The sequence below is a fragment of the Variovorax sp. YR266 genome (genome assembly GCF_900107295.1).
Classification (GTDB): Bacteria; Pseudomonadota; Gammaproteobacteria; order Burkholderiales; family Burkholderiaceae_C; genus Variovorax.
This window is the reverse complement of record NZ_FNPM01000008.1, coordinates 178,752-196,887: the sequence shown is the minus strand read 5'-3', so window position 1 is coordinate 196,887 and position 18,136 is coordinate 178,752. Positions and strand designations below refer to the sequence as shown.

The 18,136-nt window shown below is 61.8% G+C and carries 14 protein-coding genes and 1 tRNA gene; 5 read left to right on the top strand and 10 right to left on the bottom strand.

Annotated features, from left to right (window positions below):
* Positions 1–46: 46 nt before the first annotated feature.
* Complete coding sequence (locus BLW48_RS21520) at positions 47–382, bottom strand: SMR family transporter (RefSeq protein ID WP_093056653.1); 336 nt, start codon at positions 380–382, stop codon at positions 47–49.
* Between the two features lie 107 nt (positions 383–489).
* Here BLW48_RS21520 and BLW48_RS21515 point away from each other — a divergent pair, with 107 nt between their 5' ends.
* Positions 490–1,269: an enoyl-CoA hydratase gene (locus BLW48_RS21515; protein WP_093177393.1), complete on the top strand. Its 780-nt coding sequence runs from the start codon at positions 490–492 to the stop codon at positions 1,267–1,269.
* 5 nt (positions 1,270–1,274) lie between these two features.
* Here the strand turns inward: BLW48_RS21515 and BLW48_RS21510 are convergent, their stop codons facing one another.
* Both BLW48_RS21510 and BLW48_RS21505 read right to left on the bottom strand, forming a co-directional pair.
* Positions 1,275–2,510 (bottom strand): hypothetical protein, encoded by a 1,236-nt coding sequence (locus BLW48_RS21510; protein ID WP_093177392.1) that lies wholly within the window; start codon positions 2,508–2,510, stop codon positions 1,275–1,277.
* Complete coding sequence (locus BLW48_RS21505) at positions 2,507–3,172, bottom strand: sigma-70 family RNA polymerase sigma factor (RefSeq protein WP_093056656.1); 666 nt, start codon at positions 3,170–3,172, stop codon at positions 2,507–2,509. Before BLW48_RS21505 ends, BLW48_RS21510 begins: the two co-directional genes overlap by 4 nt.
* 135 nt (positions 3,173–3,307) lie before the next feature.
* Here BLW48_RS21505 and BLW48_RS21500 point away from each other — a divergent pair, with 135 nt between their 5' ends.
* Both BLW48_RS21500 and BLW48_RS21495 read left to right on the top strand, forming a co-directional pair.
* Positions 3,308–4,807 (top strand): vWA domain-containing protein, encoded by a 1,500-nt coding sequence (locus BLW48_RS21500; protein WP_093177390.1) that lies wholly within the window; start codon positions 3,308–3,310, stop codon positions 4,805–4,807.
* Positions 4,808–4,861: 54 nt separating this feature from the next.
* Positions 4,862–4,938 (top strand) — tRNA-Met (locus tag BLW48_RS21495).
* A gap of 415 nt (positions 4,939–5,353) precedes the next feature.
* Here the strand turns inward: BLW48_RS21495 and BLW48_RS21490 are convergent.
* Positions 5,354–5,977, bottom strand: a complete 624-nt coding sequence (locus BLW48_RS21490) for a tyrosine-type recombinase/integrase (protein WP_093177389.1) — start codon at positions 5,975–5,977, stop codon at positions 5,354–5,356.
* Positions 5,978–6,387: 410 nt separating this feature from the next.
* Between BLW48_RS21490 and BLW48_RS21485 the strand changes: the two genes are divergently transcribed.
* Positions 6,388–6,951, top strand: coding sequence for a hypothetical protein (locus BLW48_RS21485; protein WP_093177387.1), 564 nt, complete (start codon positions 6,388–6,390; stop codon positions 6,949–6,951).
* Between the two features lie 57 nt (positions 6,952–7,008).
* Here the strand turns inward: BLW48_RS21485 and BLW48_RS35440 are convergent, their stop codons facing one another.
* Both BLW48_RS35440 and BLW48_RS21480 read right to left on the bottom strand, forming a co-directional pair.
* Positions 7,009–7,182, bottom strand: coding sequence for a hypothetical protein (locus tag BLW48_RS35440; RefSeq protein WP_371127562.1), 174 nt, complete (start codon positions 7,180–7,182; stop codon positions 7,009–7,011).
* Between the two features lie 54 nt (positions 7,183–7,236).
* Positions 7,237–7,746 carry a DUF1993 domain-containing protein gene (locus tag BLW48_RS21480; RefSeq protein ID WP_093058073.1) on the bottom strand — a complete coding sequence of 170 codons (510 nt, stop codon included), beginning with the start codon at positions 7,744–7,746 and terminating at the stop codon, positions 7,237–7,239.
* A gap of 374 nt (positions 7,747–8,120) precedes the next feature.
* On the opposite strand from BLW48_RS21480, the gene BLW48_RS21475 reads away from it, so the two are divergent.
* Entirely contained in the window at positions 8,121–8,654 is a 534-nt protein-coding gene (locus tag BLW48_RS21475; RefSeq protein ID WP_093177385.1) for an AbiV family abortive infection protein, read from the top strand.
* 373 nt (positions 8,655–9,027) lie between these two features.
* Here BLW48_RS21475 and BLW48_RS36025 read toward each other — a convergent pair whose 3' ends face one another.
* From BLW48_RS36025 to BLW48_RS21460, 4 genes are all read right to left on the bottom strand, one after another.
* Positions 9,028–13,050 carry a calcium-binding protein gene (locus BLW48_RS36025; protein ID WP_305367588.1) on the bottom strand — a complete coding sequence of 1,341 codons (4,023 nt, stop codon included), beginning with the start codon at positions 13,048–13,050 and terminating at the stop codon, positions 9,028–9,030.
* Positions 13,051–13,289: 239 nt separating this feature from the next.
* Entirely contained in the window at positions 13,290–14,342 is a 1,053-nt protein-coding gene (locus BLW48_RS35030; RefSeq protein ID WP_143047763.1) for a hypothetical protein, read from the bottom strand.
* The gene (locus BLW48_RS21465; RefSeq protein WP_093177382.1) at positions 14,339–15,814 is read right to left on the bottom strand and encodes an HlyD family type I secretion periplasmic adaptor subunit; all 1,476 of its coding nucleotides are present in this window, start codon (positions 15,812–15,814) and stop codon (positions 14,339–14,341) included. The genes BLW48_RS35030 and BLW48_RS21465 overlap by 4 nt, the downstream gene beginning before the upstream one ends.
* Entirely contained in the window at positions 15,811–18,072 is a 2,262-nt protein-coding gene (locus BLW48_RS21460; protein ID WP_371127561.1) for a type I secretion system permease/ATPase, read from the bottom strand. The genes BLW48_RS21465 and BLW48_RS21460 overlap by 4 nt, the downstream gene beginning before the upstream one ends.
* Positions 18,073–18,136 lie beyond the last annotated feature (64 nt).

Genomic DNA, 18,136 nt, shown 5'->3' with positions numbered 1-18,136 from the left:
GGGCATTCTAGATGAGAACAATTCTCAACTAAAGTCCGCATGGCGCTCAGTGGGAAACCGACTTGGAAAACACGTTCACGACCACCACGCCCGCGATGATCAGCGCGAGCCCCGCAATGGCCGGCCCGTCGAGCTTCTGCCCGAACCACAGCCAGCCCACCAGCGAGATCAGCACGATGCCCACGCCGGACCAGATCGCATAGGCGATGCCCGTGGGGATGGTGCGCAGCGTGAGCGAGAGAAAGAAGAACGCAATCACATAGCCCACCACCGATGCCAGCGTGGGCCACAGCCGGGTGAAGCCCTCGGACCCCTTGAGGAAACTGGTGGCGATCACTTCGGCCACGATGGCGACGAACAGGTAGGCGTAGTTGGAACTCATGGCGGGCACTCTATGGGAACTCGCAATGCCCCGCCACCCGCACCGGCCATGCTGGGTATAGTGAAGCGAGTTTTTCCCCTCTTCCCCCGTTCCCCCCCGGAGACACCATGAGCTACGAAAACATCGAAGTGCGGACCGAAGCAGGCAAGGTCGGCATCATCACCCTCAACCGCCCGAAGGCCCTGAATGCGCTCAACGACGCGCTCATGACCGAGCTGGGCCATGCCCTGAAGGCCTTCGATGCGGACGACGCCATCGGCTGCATCATCCTCACGGGCAGCGAGCGCGCCTTCGCGGCCGGCGCAGACATCGCGGCGATGGCCAAGTACAGCTTCATCGACACCTACAAAGGCGACTACATCACGCGCAACTGGGAAACCATCCGCTCGATCCGCAAGCCGGTGATTGGCGCGGTGGCCGGCTTCGCGCTGGGCGGCGGCTGCGAGCTGGCGATGATGTGCGACTTCATCATCGCGGCCGACAACGCGAAGTTCGGCCAGCCCGAAATCAAGATCGGCGTGATCCCCGGCGCCGGGGGCACGCAGCGCCTGCCACGCGCAGTGGGCAAGAGCAAGGCCATGGACATGGTGCTCACGGCCCGCATGATGGACGCCGCCGAAGCCGAGCGCGCCGGCCTCGTGAGCCGCGTGGTGCCTTTCGAAAAGCTCGCCGACGAGGCGCTGGGCGCGGCGCTGATCATCTGCGGCTACTCGCAGATCTCGGTGATGGCGGCGAAGGAATCGGTCAACCGCGCCTTCGAAAGCGGCCTGAGCGACGGCGTGATGTTCGAGCGCCGGCTGTTCCACGCGCTGTTCGCCACCGTCGACCAGAAGGAAGGCATGGACGCCTTCCTCAACAAGCGCGCGCCGGATTTCAAGAACGCCTGATCTGATCAGCGCATAAGCAGCGAGCGCAGCGCGTCGAGCGCCTGCGCCGGCGGCGTGCCGACGAGAGCCGCGCCGCCGGGCTGCGATGTCCAGCGCACCTGGCCGCCGGCGATTTCCAGCACGGCGACCGGCGCATTGCCCCGGTGCAGCTCAAGCCGCGCCTCGACCGGTGCGGCGAGCGGTTCATCGGGCGACGTGGCCGAACGCGCCACGGTGCTCACGAGCGCCGGCAGGCCTTCGATGTCGCCGCGCTCGTGGCGCACGCTGGCGCCTGAACGCGTGAAGTTGAAGGACGTCCATCGCTCCAGCGCGGAGAAAGACGCCGCTGCGCTCCGAGGCCTTGTCATGGCCTTGGCGGCAGCGCCCGGCGCGGTCGAACTCAGTCCGCCGGAAAGTTCGGCGCTGGCGCTGTCCTGGTTCGCGGGTGCGGCGGCTGGTGGCGGTGGCGCTGCCGGCGCGGGCGCTCCTGCTGCATAAGCGCTTCGCCGTTCGTTTTCCACGCGGGCTTCGCGGCGTTCATCGCGCAAGACGGGTGCGGGTGCGGATTGCTCGGCCACGATGGCAGGCGGTGTCGAAGGTGTGACCGGCTCGGCGGGCGCGACGGGCGCAGGAGCCGCCTGCTTGAGAGATGGCTTCGGCGCAGCACGCTGGAGAGCATCTGCGCTCGCCGCATCGGCCGCCTTTTTCGGGGAAGAAGAATCGCGCGGGGCCGGGGCCTTGGCGCGTTGCTCCGCGGCAGGCGCTGCGGGGGCTTGCGCAACGACTGGTGGCGGCGCGGCGGCGGCTGCCGGCGCTTCGGCTGGAGGCGCGGCCTCCGCGGACGCTTGCGCCGGAGCCGGTGCAGCCGGCGCCACTGGAGCCGGCGCCTGCGCAGTTGCTCCGCCCACGCGGGCTTCACCATCGAGTCGCGCATCGGGCACAGGCTCGCGATGCCACAGCACCGCCACGAAACCAGCCACCAGCACCGTCGCGAAAGCCGCGTTCCACGGCATGCGCGCACGCGGCTCGCCGCCACCGCCGAAGAGGCGGCGCCACCACGGCGCGGCGCTCGCGCTGTTGGCGGCAGGGCTCGCTGTCACCGGCGCCTCGGCAAGGTTGTGCGCCATCTTCAGGATCGCGTCGCGCGTGCGCGGATCGGGCCTGGCATCGCTGTCGGGCGCATGGTCCAGCGCGCGGCGCAGCGCGGAGTCGCGCAGATCGCCGTTGTTGTCGTCGTCGAACTTGGTGTTGTTGCCGCTCATGCCCGTTGCTCCAGCACCGACAGATAGCGCTCCATGCACCCGCGCAGTTTTTGCAAGCCATAGCGCAGGCGGCTGCGCACGGTCTCGAAACCAATCTCCAGGCTCGCGGCCAGCGCCTCGACGGTCAGGCCGTCTTCATGGTGCAGCAGGAACGCGGCGCGTTGATCGGCCGGCAGTTCGTCGAGGCAAGCCAGCAGGCGGCGACCCGCGGCGCGCCAGAACGCCAGCTCTTCAGCCGACGGGTGCGCCGCCGCATCGACGGCCCCGCGCACGCCACGGTCGAGCGTGGGCACGGGTTCGCTGTCATCGTCCGGGTGCGCATCGAGCGTCACTTCGCGCCCGCTCACGCGCAGCCGGTCCATCGCCAGGTTGTGCGCGATGGTGAAGGCCCAGGTGCGCCACGTCGCGCCCTGCGGCGAGAAGCTGTCGCGCGCCGAGATGATCCGCACCCAGGTGTCCTGGAATACCTCGTCGGCCTGCGCCACGAGCCGCGCGCCCAGCAGCCGCTTGACGAAGCGGAACAGTCCGCCTTCGTGGCGCGCGTAGAGCACGTCGAACGCGGCGGCGTCACCCTGCGCGTAGGCCAGCATCAACTGGTCGTCGGGCATGGCCTGGCGCTCGGGGGCGTTCTTGGCGGAAGGGGCGCGGGGAAGCGCGGACATCGAAGGATTTTCACCCCAGCTTGTACGGGCGGCGGACCGCACCGGGGTTCGGGGCGGCAAAAAAAGTCGGCGAGCTCAACCCCGCTGGCGGTGGTCGGCCGTATCAGCCTGCACTCAACCACCCGGAGTGCTTTCATGACCCAAGCTTTCGTCCCCCGGTTTCGCCGCCCGCTCGTCGTACTGCTGTGCGCTCAACTGCTCCTGGCCGCCTGCGGCGCCACCGAGCCCCCTGCCGTTGCCGGCGCCACGCGCTGGCCTACGCCCGCACCCGACAGCCGCTTGCAGGTGACGCAGACGGCGCCGAACTTCGAGGCGCCGTCGGCCACGCATTGCGCAAGGCCAGTCCAGACCTACGAGACACCGGGCATGGCGCGCGTCGCACGCGACCGGCGCGAGCTTGCGGACACCGACGCGATGAAGGACTACAGCCTGCGCCGGCCCGGCTCGCCGTCGGTCTCGGCCGCGAAATCAATGCCGGCACCCGCCGCCGAGCCCCTTGCCAGCGCCATCGCTGAAGCTGCTGCGCCAGCCGCGCCCGCAGCGCCGCGCATAAGCGGCGGCCTTCAGCCACCGGCCCAAGCCCCGCGCCCCGCCAACGAACCCGTCACCGCCGGCATGGTCGACGACAACGCCGACTTCAGCGAATACCTGGCCTTCCGCGGTCGCACGCAGGTCGTCCACCGCGAGCGCGACATCAGCGCGCGCTACCTCCTCCAGGTGCGCGACGCCCGCGGCGCGGTCGTGCCCGATGCCGAAGTGGCGGTGCAGGCCGCGAACGGCGCCGCCATGTGGGCCCGCACCGACGCGGGCGGGCGCGCCTGGCTGCATCCGAACGCATTCGACAAGGCGCAGAGCCCGGTGTACGAAGTGACCGTGCGCAGGAACGGCCGCCAGAGCACCGCCTTCCTGCAGCGCGGCCAGAAGAACGCCGTCGACGTCGTGCTCGACGGCAAGCCCGGCGCTGCCCCCGCGCGCGCCAGGCTCGACCTGGTCTTCCTGATCGACGCCACCGGCTCGATGGACGACGAGATCGCGAAGCTCAAGACCACGCTGCGCACCATCGCCGACCAGGTTGCCAAACTGCCGAGCCGCCCCGACACCTGCTTCGGCCTGGTGGCGTATCGCGACCGTACCGACGAATTTCTCGTGCGCCGCCACGACTTCACCAACGACCTCAACGCCTTCCAGGGCGTGCTCGATGCGCTGCGTGCTGCAGGCGGCGGCGACTACCCCGAGGCGATGAACGAGGCCCTGAACGAAACCATCCACAAGATGAGCTGGCGCGGCAACCGCACCACGCGCCTCGTGGTGCTGCTGGCCGACGCCCCGCCGCACCTCGACTACGGCGGCCCGCAATACGACGACGACATGGTCGCCGCGCTGGGCAAGGGCATCAAGGTGTTGAGCGTGGGCGCATCGGGGCTCGACAAGCAGGGCGAATACATCCAGCGCCAGATCGCGCAATACACCGGCGGGCGCTTCGTGTTCCTGACCTACAAGGAAGCGACGAACCCGGCGAGCGGCCCGGGAACGCAGACCGTGCATGACGTCGGCAACTACTCGGTGCAGACGCTGGACAAGCTGATCGTGCGGCTGGTTTCCGAAGAATTGGGCAAGTTGCCCGCGGGTAGTTGAACTGGGCCCTCAGCCTGGGCTATAATTTTGGGCTCGGTGCAAATCAGCACTGACGGCTCTTTAGCTCAGTCGGTTAGAGCGATGGAATCATAATCCACAGGTCCGCGGTTCGAGTCCGTGAAGAGCCACCAACATTACTTTTGCGGTTGTCCGCTCAAGTCCAAAAGCCCTAAGTAAATCAACTACTTAGGGCTTTTTTTATTGTCCTTGCTTCCGCATTGGTCCGGGTGCTTCCGAGGCATTGTGCAGTAACTAGATCAGTAACCTCTCTTTTACGACTGGAAGCTAATGAAAGTTACTGCTGCGCGACCCCGGATCGTCGATTTGCTCATGCGCAGCGTTGCCGCTGCTGGTCAGATTCCTTGGGCTGCCAATCAGGCAAGCCTTTCCGTTCACAGATCCGGTCAGCTTGAGACTGGCAGCAGTCAGTCGGCGCGGCCTGCTGAATGACTGCTTTGCGCCGGAATCGAGCCACCCGATGGTGCATCGATCCGCTTCACTGCCGCAGCAAGGCGGACGGATCTGCGCCGCTCAATCGACGCTCGTTCAAATTTCCATCTGCTCTGAGATCTCCAGGGCGTCATCCACCTCGATGCCCAGGTATCTGACGGTCGACTCAAGCTTGGAGTGGCCGAGCAGCAACTGCACCGCGCGGAGGTTCCTCGTCCGCCGGTAGATCAGCGTCGCCTTCGTCCGTCGCATCGAGTGCGTTCCGTAGTCGGCAGGGTCCAAGCCAAGCTCTCTGACCCAGCCACCAAGAATCCGGGCGTACTGCCGGGTGCCGAGGTGCGGCGAGTCGTGCATTCGGCTTGGAAAAAGGAAGTCGTCCGATCGCAGTCCGGTGCGCTGGATCCACGCCTGCACAGCCTCGCGGGTTCCTGGCGTGAGCTCGAACTGCACTGGACGCTGCGTCTTGTGCTGCATCACTGTTGCCCGTGGGGCAACTTGCTCTCCGTGGCACACGTCCCTGACCTTCAGGCTGACAAGATCGCAGCCTCGCAGCTTGCTGTCCAAGCCCAAGTTGAAGAGGGCGAGCTCACGTACTCGGCCCTCCAGCTGCAGCCGCACCCGCAGCGCCCAAATGTCTTTGAGCTTGAACGGTGCCTTCTGGCCGATGATCTTGCCCTTGTTCCAGGGCGCGCGGCAGGTTGCAGTGTTTGCTGATCCCATGATGGTCTCCCATCGAGTTGAGGGAACCTCAGCATGCGCGGGTCGGACTGAAGCTGTCCTTGATGCCGCGCCTGCTTCACTGGACTAGGCATCGGCCTTCACGGCTATGTTGGACCTGCGGCAGCAAGGGGCACAATCGGCCGCCGATAGTACCCATTCGCGCTAGGCCGGGGGATGTCGGCAATCGCTGCATAGCCGTCCTTCGTGTGCGCCCGCTTCAGACTGTTGCGAGACCGGCCTGCACGCCTGGCTATCTCGCGAATGCACAACCATTCATTTCATTTGCATCTTTTACTCAGAGCAAATCAGCCGGCGCATCATGCCTTGTGCATGTCGTATTGATGCACTTTGGGTCTCGGCTCGACCCACCCGGCCGCTCCGGTATCCAACTACTTCAATTGGAGACCCAAATGAAAAAATTCATTCCCAGCGCCATCGCCAGCCTCCTGATCGCAGGGGCAATCTTGCCGGCCGTCGCCAAGGAGAAAGTCGTCGACCGGAGCATCACGGAAGCGGAAGTCCTGGGGGCCCAGCAGGCCTGGTGCAAGGCGCTGGTCGACATCAGCGCTGCGAATTCCAGCGGAGGGCAGCCGGCCGCCAGGGCGCTGGCCGAGAAGGTCATCGACAGCGCTTACGCCTACCAACTGGGCGCAGTGCTGTTCAAGCCGACGCTCACGACATCGCCGCAGACCTTCCGCACCGCTCGCGACGGCGCGCTGGCGTACTTCGTGGGCGGCAACCCTGCCTTTCCCAACGACACCGGCTTCGCCCTGAAGGGCTGGACTAAATGCGAGATTGCCAACACTGCCGTACTCATCCACGGCGACGTGGCCAGCACGCTGGGTAACGTGCTGTTCACCGACCCGGACGGCAAGGTCACCACGGTCGACAAGACCTGGACTTTCGTGAAGGACGGTGCCGGCAAGCTGCGCATCGTCGTGCATCACTCGTCGCTGCCGTACGCTGGCCGTTGAACACCGCGTTCGAGTGCCGGCAGGCCCAGGCTCTAGGGCGGCGCCTTCAAGGCGCCTTCACCGGGTGATGAAGGCCCCTCGGAGGACCGTCATTGGTGGCTCAAAGGCGCGAATCGGTGGCAGCACGACATCGTAGCGCTCGACCTGCACCGTGGTGAATTGCCCCACGCAACCCTGCGCCAGTGATGAGGTGCCGATGTCGCGCGTCAACACATTGGGGTTGCCGCGCACGTTTGCACTTCGAGTGGCAGTGGCCAGAGTGGCCGAGCGCCTGTCTGTCTTGGGTCAGTAGGCACCCATGTAGTCGCGCTTGCCGATCTCCATACCGTTGTGACGCAAGATGGCATAGGTGGTGGTCACGTGGAAGAAAAACTGCGGCAGTCCATAGTGCAAAAGATATGCGCTTGCGGTCAGCTTCTTTTCCTTGGGGGTGCCGGGGCGCAATACGATCTCGCGGCTTTCGCTGGAATCAAATTGCTCAGGCTTGAAGGAGCCGATATGGGCCAAAGCTTTGGCGATCAACGCTTGCAGGTCGGCGAAGCTGACCTCGGTGTCGGGCCAGGACGGCACCTCGGCACCAGCCAGGCGGGAGGCAATGCCCTTGGAGAAGTCTGCGGCGATCTGTACCTGACGTACCAGCGGAAACATGTCAGGGAACAGCCGCGCCTGCAGCAGCGCATTTGGATCGATATTTCTTTGCGTCGCCTGGTCTTCGGCCTTCTTGAGCACGTCGGACAGGGCGCGCAGCATCTGCTGCATGACGGGAACGGAGGCGTTGTACAGCGGGCTAGTCATGGTGAGTTCACTTCAAAAATTGGGCACGATGGCCGGAGTTGGCGTGGCAGGGGCCCTGCCGACCATGTAAGGCTAACAGCACAGGGCGAACTGAATCGCCCCGGCTTTTGTGGCTAGCTTTTCTTCCCGCTGGTAGTCGGAGCAGCCGCGTTGAAGGGCAGTTCACTGGCAAGAAGCGGACGTCAATTGCAGACGCACGACAGACCGCGATCGCTGCATAGCCGCCCGTCAGGCAAGCCCGCTTCAGACTGGTTACTGGCGTTCGACGGCGACATGTGGAGGGGTACTATCGGCCGATTGTGTTGAAAAACTCGTCTCGAATCTTGCTGGCACCGATGTCTCCTGAGGCTTCGCCGTCAAACTAAGGAGGCTCCATGCTTCGCACTTCAGCGCGGCTTACCGTGAACGTTAAAAATCACATGACCCATTCGATCTATCAGCGCTGGGGAGAGCAGGCAGCAGAGAATGCAATTGCGCTCGCAACGGAGTCTCGCCTTCTCTTCGATGCAAAGCATTTGCCGCGTGCTTACTATCTTTCCCACATGGCAACGGAAGAGTCAGCGAAGAGCATTCTTCTGAAAACTATGGGCATCTCAGGAACGCCCGAAACAGAAATTTCAAAGGTCTCCAGGCTTGTCCGAGATCACAAGAAGAAAATTGAATTTCTCGTAACTTATGCAGTAGCCTTTTCTGAAGAACTACAGAAGAGCCTTGGCAATCTGCAAGCAGACCTGATAGATCACATCAACGACCTCAAGAATGACACGATGTACGTCTCATGCAAGGCTGAGTCAGTCGTGAGTCCAATTGATAGAGTCACAAATGTTGATGTCGAAAAATACGTGCAACTCGCGGAGGCCCTATCGCAGCACGCCAAGAGCCTTCTACCTCGTCCATCGACAGACTGATTTCTGCAGCCGCTCATGTCCAACGTTGAATCACGGCTTCTTCCTGCGGCCACCGGCACCTTGTGCCCGAAGGTGAAAGTCTAGACTCGGCCAGCAACAGTCCGCTTCCGCCCGCCCAGGCGGACCTCCGGGCACGCGAATCTTCCGACCATAGACTTTAGTTTGAGTGTCTTGCCGAGGCGCTGGTCAAATTACTCTTAACTGCGTCCGGTGATGGATCGCATCAAGTTTTTCGCTTGCGGTCCACCCGAGGCAGAAGGCGAACTCGCGATTGCCTTGGTGGAGGATTGCAGTATTACGGGCGAAATTCTTAGTTAATGAGAGCGATGCCTTTTACGAGCATCGCCCTCATTAGCTTCGTGTGCGTAGCGACTCAATGCCAATTTGCGGCGATTACTGTATTCAAGCTACTTTGATAACTACTTGGCAACGTGGTCTGGCCGGCGGCCGGCGGCGAGAAAGCCGCCATTGCATCGACTAGATTTTGCACCTGACTGTCCAGCAAAACCTTTCCATCGCTGGTTTTGAATTGCTCAACGCGATAGCTACCACTTGCATACCAATTGCTGATCGTAAGTTGATCGATCGTACCGATGATGCTGACTGAAAGATCGTTTCCGCTCTTCGTGAACCACAACTGCTCCGCAGAAACGCCGGAACCGAATTGCGTGCTATCCGAGTTGCCTGCGACGGTGTCGTAGTCGTAGGCGGTGTCACGGCCCGAGCCACGCCCGAACAGGTAGGTGTCGTTGCCGGCACCTCCGTTCAGGGTGTCGTTGCCAGCGCCACCATCGAGGGTGTCGTTGCCTGCCTCACCGTTGAGGGTATCGTTGCCCTCGCCGCCCTGCAGCAGGTCGGCGCCTGCGCCGCCATTGAGCGTGTCGTCCTGCGCACCGCCGACGAGGGTGTCGTTGCCGTCCTCGCCGTACAGCGTGTCGGCGCCCGCGCCGCCATCGATCGTGTCGTCGCCGGCACGGCCGTAGATGATGTCGTCGCCCGCCAGGCCCGTGAGGGCGTCGTTGCCAACGTAGCCAATGAGGCTGTCGTTGCCCTCGGTGGGCACGATCACCTTGGCCTTGATGGCGGCCAGATCCCAGTTGGTGCCGTCGGCGAAGCGGATGTTCTCGATGGCATAGGCCGAGACGCCTTCCTGGTAGAAGTAGTTCTGCAGCTCCAGACGGTCGCCCGTGAGGCCATCGATGTAGAGGTACAGGCTGTCGCCACTGCGCAGCACCTGCACGTCGGAGGCCGAGACGCCTTCGCCCAGCTGGATGGTGTCCACGTTGCCTGCGACGGTGTCGTAGTCGTAGGCGGTGTCACGGCCCGAGCCACGCCCGAACAGGTAGGTGTCGTTGCCGGCACCTCCGTTCAGGGTGTCGTTGCCAGCGCCACCATCGAGGGTGTCGTTGCCTGCCTCACCGTTGAGGGTATCGTTGCCCTCGCCGCCCTGCAGCAGGTCGGCGCCTGCGCCGCCATTGAGCGTGTCGTCCTGCGCACCGCCGACGAGGGTGTCGTTGCCGTCCTCGCCGTACAGCGTGTCGGCGCCCGCGCCGCCATCGATCGTGTCGTCGCCGGCACGGCCGTAGATGATGTCGTCGCCCGCCAGGCCCGTGAGGGCGTCGTTGCCAACGTAGCCAATGAGGCTGTCGTTGCCCTCGGTGGGCACGATCACCTTGGCCTTGATGGCGGCCAGATCCCAGTTGGTGCCGTCGGCGAAGCGGATGTTCTCGATGGCATAGGCCGAGACGCCTTCCTGGTAGAAGTAGTTCTGCAGCTCCAGACGGTCGCCCGTGAGGCCATCGATGTAGAGGTACAGGCTGTCGCCACTACGCAGCACCTGCACGTCGGAGGCCGAGACGCCTTCGCCCAGCTGGATGGTGTCCACGTTGCCTGCGACGGTGTCGTAGTCGTAGGCGGTGTCGCGGCCCGAGCCACGCCCGAACAGGTAGGTGTCGTTGCCGGCACCTCCGTTCAGGGTGTCGTTGCCAGCACCACCATCGAGGGTGTCGTTGCCTGCCTCACCGTTGAGGGTGTCGTTACCTTCACCGCCTTGCAGCAGGTCAGCACCTGCACCGCCATTGAGCGTGTCGTTGCCAGTTCCACCGGAGAGAGTGTCGTCAGCAGCAGTGCCTTGAAGCGTGACCCCCGAGGGTGGATTTACCGTGGTGATTTTCGCTTTGGTTGTTGCGTAGTCCCAGCTGGTGCCGTCCGCAAAGCGGATCTGCTCGAGCTTGTAGCCGCTGGTGCCGTCAGCGCTGAAGTAGCTGCTGATGGTGATGGTGTCGGTGGTGCCCTTCAGACTCAGGATGAGAGCATCACCCGATCGCGTGGCCACGATGTCGCTGGCTGCGATGCCGGCTGCGAACTCGATCGCATCGGTCTTGCCGGCGCTCACGTCGTAGTTGTTGACCGTGTCCTGGCCCCAGCCACGCGCGAAGCGATAGACGTCGGAGCCGTCACCGCCCGAGAGGCTGTCGCTGCCCACACCGCCGTCGAGGATGTCGTTGCCGGCCTCGCCATACAGGCTGTCGTTACCCACGCCGCCCAGCAGCGTGTCGTTGCCGGCATTGCCCGACAGCGAGTCCGCGCCTTCGCCACCGATCAGGGTGTCCGCACCGTCACCACCGGTGAGGGTGTCGTTGCCCGCGCCGCCGTCAACAATGTCGGCACCAGTGCCCCCGCTGAAGCTATTCGCGCTCGCGCTGCCGACATAGATGTCGTCCTTGGAGCTACCCGAGGTCGAGCTGCCCGCATAGACACTCAAGCTGTTGAACTCCGTCCGCAGTGCAGAGTCCGCCGGAAGCGATTCGATCCAACCGCGCAAACGCTCCAACCCATCGAACCCTACTGCTTGCAACGTATCCTGCGCGTAGCGATTGAGTTCCACAAGATCAACCAAAGCGGCCCGCTCGTTACTGGCCTTCAGTGCATCCAGTTTCGCTGCCAGCCCGGTGACGTCAAAACTTGCTCCGCTTTCGTCAATCGTCAGATCGATGGATTCCAAATAGGGCTTGAGCCGGGTCTGCAAAACCAGTGCACCATAGATGCTCTCCTTTAGTGCCTCGTAGCTCTGCTGCAGCAATGCCAACTGGGCCGCGGGCGGGTTGATGTGATAAGCCGGTCGCACGAGGGTCACTCCACCCGAAGTGATCGTTTCGGTGCTGGTGGTGAAGCCGGCCACAGGTCGTGTCGTCGGCGTTGAATTTGCGCCCTCGTAGAAGCGTTCACCATTGAACACCTCCAGCACCCCAATCAGATTGCGAAACTGCTCTTGAGTCATCCCCGTCGGCACTGTGATGCCAAGGCTGATGTTGTCCTTGCCGCCGAGGTTGTCCTCGATGCTGCTCCAGAAGTCACTGCTCTTAGCCCAGGTCGTGATCAGGCCGTCAATCAGTTCAATCTGCGCCTCGCGCGTCGTAGCGGAGCCGAAGATCGTGAGCGCTGCCGCCAACTCCGTGCTCAGGCTCACTGCCTCAGCCAAATCACGCACCCGACCAGAACCTTGCATTGTCGGCAGTGCCTTGGCGATATCGGTGAGCGGGATGTGGTCGGTGAACTCGCGGTGGAAATTGCTCGAGTCCAAATCGATGGCACCTGCAGAAAGGTTGGTGGATGCCACGCTGTGGGTTTCACCATTGCGCGTAAAGCTGGCGCTTTGCGCAATAAAGTTGCCGTTGATGGTCGTGCCTGCTTGGCTGCCACCGGTCGTGTTGGTGGTACTGCCGCTTACCCCAATTCGGGTGATGCCCAACTGATCCAGCGAGAAGAGTTCGCCCGCATCAGAGATTCCGTCCTGATCGAGATCGCGCCAGACTTTAACTTGACTCCAGGCGAAGTCCGCACCAGTGAAGTTGCCATCGGCGTTGCTATCCAAATCGGCCAAGGCGTCGAAGGCATTGGCTGCCTTCTCCCCGTTGCGCTTGACGGTGTCAACACCGAACAACTCTCGCCCGGTCTGGATATTGCCATTGCCGTCGAGGTCACGAACAAGGATACCGTCGTCAGAGCCAATCCAGCCGGTGCCCGTCTTAATGCCGTCGGCGTTGTGGTCGAACAGAACCGAGCCATCGGCAGCCTTCAGTTCTAGCCCATCACCATCCAGATCCAGCATCAGCGGATCGACAGGCTGCCGCCAACCTTTCGCGTCGCGATAGCACATGTTGGTGGAATCGTCGACATCGTGCCAGGATGGACCTTCTGAGGCGTCACCGGGAAGTGCTGGAGGACCCGGCACGTCCCACTGGAATCTTTCTATGGGATCAGGAAGCTCAGGTAAAGGTTTTTTATCAAAAATTGTTTTTGCGTTTTGCGCGCGCGCAAGCTCCATATCTTCTTCAAATGTTCGATCCTGTCTTCCTCTAAGATCTCTAATTCGATCAGAAAGCGCTTTCGCCATTTCTCGATCGGCATCATTTTTTATCCAATCAGATATGTCTTTTCTTCCAGCTGCCAGGGCATCGTCAGCGTTTGCGTAACGCCAATCATGATCTCTTGCTGCAGAATCAGTAGGATTGATTGGTGCAACACCGTAATCGCCTCTTTCACCCGGCTTCACAATTTCCCCACCTGTATAACCAGGCCCATAATAGTTTCCATATCGAATTGGAATATTCGATCCGATATGCCTATTCATATTTACTGGAGTTCCCATTTCCCATCCCTTTCTGAAAAAACGACATCAAGCGCGCATTTTTCCTCGGCATACCGAGTCAAATAAATACTTCTAATTCCATTTCCCCCGGAGGCTTTCGCGTGAAAAATGGCATACTCTCCGCTTGCAGAGATTTGAAGCTCTCGCAAATCGAACCATTGGCCAGGAACCACGCATTTTTGCAAGCCATTCGTCATTTCGACTGTGGCAAGATAACCGTGCCTTGTTAATTTCAGTTTGTGCCTCGCACACTGCAAAGGCGCAGAATCGGAGCAAAAAATCTCCCACACATCGTCCTCTTTAGCCAATCGCTCGGCTTCTGCTGGAACTTTCCCAGTTAACGCAAAAAAAGTTCTTGGAGATGTCCAATTCATGACGTACAAAGAATCCCCCGCCAAATTCATTCTGGACGATATTCGATTAGGAACTGAAAACAAGACTTTTTGCAAATTGCTTTTCTGGCGAACCCAAACACCCTGAGATGAGGTCTGTGCTGTTGCCTGAAAATACACATAGTCATCAACACCTATTTCCTTAGGAAGCCAGATCTCCTTGGATTCTCTATATATCACCTGCCGCTGATTTGTTTCGACATTGACTCGCGCCAAAGTGGTGAGATTTTCGATGCGCGATATCTCCAACAAATACTGCGCACTGGAGGAAAAACTGAGATGGCGAAGGTCAGCACGAACCGGAAATTCTCTAGTCAAAGAAAATTTTTCACTCTTTCGTTGCACAATTAGGGCATTTGGACTCTCAGTTTTCAGGCCTTGAATAACCAAAATCTTGGAGCCCAAAGGATCAATTGATAATTTTGTATTTTGCAAAATATATTGATAGTCATACTCCTCTTTCTGCGCCCAAGCAAAATCCCATTGCAAAAAGAGCATCACTGCAAAAATCAAATTCATCAAATTTTTTGCAAAGATTAATGGATTCATTGCCATGGCAAGTACGAATCGCCGCAATAAAATAGCAGTGCAGTACGCAAAATTAAGAGTACTAGTAAAGAATTTTTCACAATTCATGATGGTCATCTTTCCCTTAAGCCCTCACTTGTTGCCCGCTGAACAGGGCTTAACAAAAATTCAATAATCCGCCGCTTGCCCGTCTTGATCTCCGCTGTGAGGTTCATCCCCGGAGATAACTTGATTGGCCTGCCATCCACATCGATGGTTGTGTTGTTCAGGTTCAGCGTCACCGGGAAAATCGCCCCGCGCTTCTCGTCATTCACTGCATCCGCCGTCACGGTCTTGACCGTCGCGTTCACCGTGCCGTAGCGTGTGTACGGAAACGTCTCCAACTTGATCGAGGCTTCTTGGCTGGTGTTGACGAAGCCAATGTCCTTGTTGTCCAGCGTCACCTCGGCCGTTACCTGCGCGCCGTCGGGCACGATCACCATCAGCGGCTGAGCTTCCGTGACCACCCCGCCGTCGGTGTGCATGGCCAGTTGCTGCACCGTGCCTGCCACTGGCGCCTTGAGCGTGGTCAGCCGCTCACGCTGGCCGGCCTTCGCCAGATCTTGTGTGCCTTGCTGGCGCTTGAGTTCGGCAGCCGCTTCACGCGTCCGCAGGCTGTGCTTGGTCTCGGCGATGTAGGCAGTCCTTGTGTTCTCGCTCTCGCGCATCGTGGCGTTGGCTTCAGCCAAGCGGGCGCGCTGAGTTGCCAGGTCGCGCTCCAGCTCAATGCGCTCCCTTGTGCGGTCCTGGTTCGCATGACTCGACATGAAGCCCTGGTTGGCCAACTGATGGAAGTCGGCTTCTCTCTGTCTGGCAATCGGCACCGTCGTCTCAAGCTTGTTGACCATCTCGCGCACGGTCGCGATCTCCGCCTGGCGTCGGTTGATCTCGGATGCCGCCTTGGCGAGCTTGGCCGTGATGTCGCTCCACTCGTCACTCAGCTGAGCCTGCGTTGCGGCGATGTCGACATCCGTCCAGCCGGTGGGAATGCTCTTGCCCAGTTCCGGCACACGCGACAGTGCTGACGCGTTGAGTGCCTGCAGCAACGCCCGCGTGCGCAGCACTTCCGACTGCATCGATTTCAACTGCTCGTCGATGCTGGTCTTGTCCGCATTCGCAGTCGTGGGGTCGAGTTCGACCAGCGGTTGCCCGGCCTCCACATGATCCCCGTCCCTCACCAGCACCCGCTTGACCACACTCACCTCCAGCGGCTGGATGATCTTGGTGCGCTCGCTCACGATGATCTTCCCGGGCGCCACCGCCACGATGTCGATCTGCCCGAAGATGGACCAGGTCAAGGCAATGAGGAACAGCGCAATCAGCGCGTAGGCCAGCCGTCTGGGCGCCGGGTGGACAGGGGTGTCCTGCAGGCTCAGGGCCGCCGGGAGGAAGGCTGCTTCATCGGACAGCCGCCTCGGTCCGGCCAGTTCATGGCGGTGCTTCCAGGCGGCCTTGAAGATCGCGCGGTAGCGGCCGAACAACTCGAAGACTGGATGGCGAACGCTGGGTGCGTTGGCCGCAGGTGCCGTGGTGGAGACATCCGTGGTCATACCGCGCCCCCTGTGCCTACACCTGCACCCGTGCCCGCTGCAGCCCCTTCGGTCGGAAGCCCGCCGTCCTGCATCGCCCACAGGTGGGCATAGATGCCCTTGGGCTTGGCCAGAAGGCTCTCGTGCGTGCCGCCTTCCACGATCCGCCCCTTGTCCATCACGATGATGCGGTTGGCATGCCGCACGGCGCTCAGGCGGTGGGCAATGATGAAGACGGTGCGGCCCTTGCAGATGTGCGCCATGTTCCGTTGCACGATGGCCTCGCTCTCGTAGTCGAGCGCGCTGGTGGCCTCGTCGAAGATCAGGATGCGTGGATGGGTGAAGAGCGCGCGCGCGATGGCGATGCGCTGGCGCTGCCCACCCGAGAGGCTCGCCCCCTGCTCGCCGACCATGGTGTCGTAGCCCTCGGGCAACTCGCTGATGAATTCGTGCGCACCGGCCAGTTGGGCCGCGTGGATCACCGCGTCGAGCGGCGCCGCCGGATCGACGACGGCGATGTTCTCGCGCACGCTGCGGTTGAAGAGCGTGTTCTCCTGCAGCACCACGCCCACCTGCCTTCTGAGCTGCGCCGCGTCGATCAGGCTAATGTCGATGCCGTCGACCAGGAGGCGCCCCTGCTCGGGGGTGTACAGGCGTTGGATCAGTTTCGAGAGAGTGCTCTTGCCAGAGCCAGAACGCCCGACGATGCCGATGACTTCGCCGGGTCGCACGTCGAGGCTGACGCCGTTGAGCACCGGAGCCGCTTCGGGGCGGTAGCGGAAGGTCAGGTTGTCCAGCGTGACGCGGCCCTTGAGGGCGGGCAGTTGCGCAGCGGTGCTCGGCGCCACTTCGGTGCGGGTGTTCAGGATGTCGCCGAGCCGAGCCATGGAAATGCCGGTCTGCTGGAAGTCGGTCCACAGCTGGGCCATGCGCATGATGGGCTGGCTCACGCGCTGCGCGAACATGTTGAAGGCTACGAACTGGCCGACGGTCAGGTCGTTGTTCATCACGAGATGGGCGCCGTACCAGAGGGTGGCGGCATTGACGAGCTTGCCGATGAGGTTGACGCCTTCGTGCGCCCAACTGGCAAGGTTCTGGGTCCGGAAACTGGCCGAGACATAGGCGGCGAGTTGGTTGTCCCAGCGCCGCCCGAAGGCGGGTTCGAGCGCGGTGGCTTTGACGGTCTGGATGGCGCTGACGGTCTCCACCAGCATGGCTTGGTTCTCGGCACCGCGCGCGAACTTCTCGTCCAGGCGCCGACGCAGGATGGGCACGACAGCCAGGCTCAGACCGAAGTACAGCGGCATGCTCACGAGCACGATCAGCGTCAGGGGCACGCTGTAGAACAGCATGACGGCCACGAAGACGATGGAGAAGACCACGTCGAGCAGCACCGTCAGCGCGTTGCCGGTGAGGAAATTGCGGATGTTCTCGAGCTCGCGCACGCGGGCGACCGAGTCACCGACGCGTCTTGCCTGGAAGTAGGCCAGTGGCAGTTGCACGAGGTGGCGGAACAGACGCGCGCCGAGTTCGACGTCGATGCGGTTGGTGGTGTGGCTGAAGACGTAGCTGCGCAGACCGTTGAGCAGCGACTCGAAGATGACGACGACCACAAGGCCGATGACGAGCACGTCGAGCGTGGTCACCCCGCGGTGCACGAGCACCTTGTCCATCACGACCTGGAAGAACAGCGGGCTGACCAGCGCGAAGAGCTGCAGGATGAAGGAGATGAAGAGCACCTCGCCCAGCAACTTGCGGTGCTTGACGAGACTGGGGATGAACCAGGAGAAGTCGAACTTGGCGAGTTCGCCCGCGAGACTGGCGCGGCTGGTGATGAGGATGAGTTCGCCGGTCCAGTGGGCGGCGAAGACGTCCAGGGGTTCGATGACGGGGCGCGCGGTTTCTGCGGTCGGGTCTTGCAGCAGGACGCGCTGGGCATCGCATTGGGCGAGGATAACGAAGCGTTCGCTGCCGTCTTCGTTGCGCAGAACCGCCAGCGCGGGCAGCGGTGTCAGGGAAAGGCGTTCAGCCGTGGTGCGGGAAGACTTGGCCTTGAGGCCCAAGTGCTTGGCCGCGCGCAGCAGCGTGGAAGTGTCGACGGGCTCGGAAGGCGTCAGGCCCAGTTGGTGCGCCAGCAAAGATGCGTCGGCTGCGATCTGATGGAAGCGAGCGACGGTGCAAAGCGCAATAAGCGACGGATTCGCCGCAGCCGCTCCGCCAAGGGCTTTTTGCGGCGGCACGCCACCCTCTCCGTGCACTTGCACGGTTGTCTCCCCCACTCCCATTTCGATCCCTCATCAGGCTTTTATTGAAACATTAAGATACCTGATCACGGGCTGACTA